The organism is Clostridium sp. HBUAS56017 (genome assembly GCF_007115085.1).
Classification (GTDB): Bacteria; Bacillota; Clostridia; order Clostridiales; family Clostridiaceae; genus Clostridium; species Clostridium cibarium.
Window position 1 is genome coordinate 1 of sequence record NZ_SULK01000051.1, and the last position, 2,916, is coordinate 2,916.

At 50.3% G+C, this 2,916-nt stretch carries 1 rRNA gene; it reads right to left on the reverse strand.

The annotated features are described in order from the left end of the window. Positions 1 to 4 precede the first annotated feature (4 nt). A 23S ribosomal RNA gene (locus FAY47_RS19750) occupies positions 5 to 2,912 on the reverse strand. Positions 2,913 to 2,916 lie beyond the last annotated feature (4 nt).

The window sequence follows — 2,916 nt, forward strand, 5'->3', positions numbered from 1 at the left end:
TTATTTGGTCAAGCCCTCGACCTATTAGTATCAGTCAGCTAAATATGTTACCACACTTACACCTCTGACCTATCAACCTTGTGTTCTTCAAGGGGTCTTACTAGCTTACGCTATGGGAAATCTCATCTTGAGGTGGGCTTCACGCTTAGATGCTTTCAGCGTTTATCCCTTCCCGACTTAGCTACCCAGCTATGCTCTTGGCAGAACAACTGGTACACCAGAGGTCAGTCCATCCCGGTCCTCTCGTACTAAGGACAGCTCCTCTCAAATTTCCTGCGCCCGCGACGGATAGGGACCGAACTGTCTCACGACGTTCTGAACCCAGCTCGCGTGCCGCTTTAATGGGCGAACAGCCCAACCCTTGGGACCTACTTCAGCCCCAGGATGCGACGAGCCGACATCGAGGTGCCAAACCTCCCCGTCGATGTGGACTCTTGGGGGAGATCAGCCTGTTATCCCCGAGGTAGCTTTTATCCGTTGAGCGATGGCCCTCCCACGAGGTACCACCGGATCACTAAGCCCGACTTTCGTCCCTGCTCGACTTGTAGGTCTCGCAGTCAGGCTCCCTTCTGCCTTTGCACTCTACGAACGATTTCCGACCGTTCTGAGGGAACCTTTGGGCGCCTCCGTTACTTTTTAGGAGGCGACCGCCCCAGTCAAACTGCCCACCTAACAATGTCCTGTCACCAGTTTCATGGCATCCAGTTAGAACCTCAGTACTATCAGGGTGGTATCCCAAGGACGACTCCACCAAAGCTGACGCTCTGGTTTCTCAGTCTCCCACCTATCCTGTACAGACAATACCGAAATTCAATGCTAAGCTACAGTAAAGCTCTACGGGGTCTTTCCGTCCAATCGCGGGTAGCGAGCATCTTCACTCGCACTACAACTTCGCCGGATTCACAGTTGAGACAGTGCCCAAGTCATTACGCCATTCGTGCGGGTCAGAACTTACCTGACAAGGAATTTCGCTACCTTAGGACCGTTATAGTTACGGCCGCCGTTTACTGGGGCTTAAGTTCACACCTTCGCTTGCGCTAAGTGTTCCCCTTAACCTTCCAGCACCGGGCAGGCGTCAGCCCCTATACATCAGCTTTCGCTTTAGCAGAGACCTGTGTTTTTGCTAAACAGTTGCTTGGGCCTATTCTCTGCGGCCTGCCATACGACAGGCACCCCTTCTCCCGAAGTTACGGGGTCAATTTGCCTAGTTCCTTAACTGTGATTCTTCCGCCGGCCTTAGGATTCTCTCCTCACCTACCTGTGTCGGTTTGCGGTACGGGCACTACTTCTCTCTCTAGATGCTTTTCTTGGAAGCATGGAATCAGATACTTCGGCTCCGTAGAGCCTTCCCCATCACGCCTCAGAATTGTTAGAACGGATTTGCCTATCCTAACTCCCTAAACGCTTAGACTAACATCCAATAGTTAGCACATCCTATCCTTCTCCGTCACACCATCGATAATAACGATAATAGTGGTATCGGAATATCAACCGATTGTCCATCACCTACGCCTTTCGGCCTCGGCTTAGGTCCCGACTAACCCTCAGAGGACGAACCTTCCTGAGGAAACCTTAGGTTTTCGGCCTGTGGGATTCTCACCCACATCTCGCTACTAATGCCAACATTCTCACTCGTAATCAGTCCACCGCTCCTTACGGTACGACTTCAGCCCGATTACGACGCTCCTCTACCGCTCACGCAAACGCGCAAGCCCGTAGCTTCGGTGGTAAGTTTGAGCCCCGGACATCTTCGGCGCAGGATCTCTCGACTAGTGAGCTATTACGCACTCTTTAAATGAGTGGCTGCTTCTAAGCCAACATCCTAGTTGTCTTAGAAATCCCACATCCTTTTCCACTTAACTTACACTTTGGGACCTTAGCTGACGATCTGGGCTGTTTCCCTTTTGACCACGGAACTTATCTTTCGTAGTCTGACTGCCGAACTTATAGTATGTGGCATTCGGAGTTTGATAAGGTTCGGTAAGCGCTATGCCCCCTAGCCCATTCAGTGCTCTACCTCCACTACTCACATTCGACGCTAGCCCTAAAGCTATTTCGAGGAGAACCAGCTATCTCCGAGTTCGATTGGAATTTCTCCGCTATCCACAGCTCATCCCATGGTTTTTCAACACCAACGTGGTTCGGTCCTCCACGGGGTTTTACCCCCGCTTCAACCTGGCCATGGATAGGTCACCCGGTTTCGGGTCTACGGCATGCAACTAGTCGCCCTATTAAGACTTGGTTTCCCTTCGGCTCCGTACCTTAAGTACTTAACCTTGCTACATACCGTAACTCGTTGGCTCGTTCTACAAAAAGCACATCATCACCCTCATAAGGGGCTTTGATCGGTTGTAGGCACACGGTTTCAGGTTCTATTTCACTCCCCTCCCGGGGTTCTTTTCACCTTTCCCTCACGGTACTGCTTCACTATCGGTCATCAGGTAGTATTTAGCCTTGGGAGGTGGTCCTCCCTGCTTCCCACAAGGTTTCACGTGTCTCGTGGTACTCTGGATCAGAACTTGATCATTATAATTTTCACTTACGTGGCTATTACACTCTATGGCTCAACTTTCCAGTTGTCTTCAATTAATCATAATTTCTCGTTATGTTCTGTCCGCAACCCCAAAGATAAATCTTTGGTTTGGGCTCTTTCCCTTTCGCTCGCCGCTACTAAGAAAATCGATTTTTCTTTCTCTTCCTCCAGGTACTTAGATGTTTCAGTTCCCTGGGTTTACCTTCATATAGCTATGTATTCACTATATGATACATGGGGTTTCCCATGTGAGTTTCCTCATTCGGAAATCTTCGGATCTCTGGCTATGTGCGCCTACCCGAAGCTTATCGCAGCTTATCACGTCCTTCATCGGCTCCTGATGCCAAGGCATTCACCATGCGCCCTTTGTAGCTTGACCTATC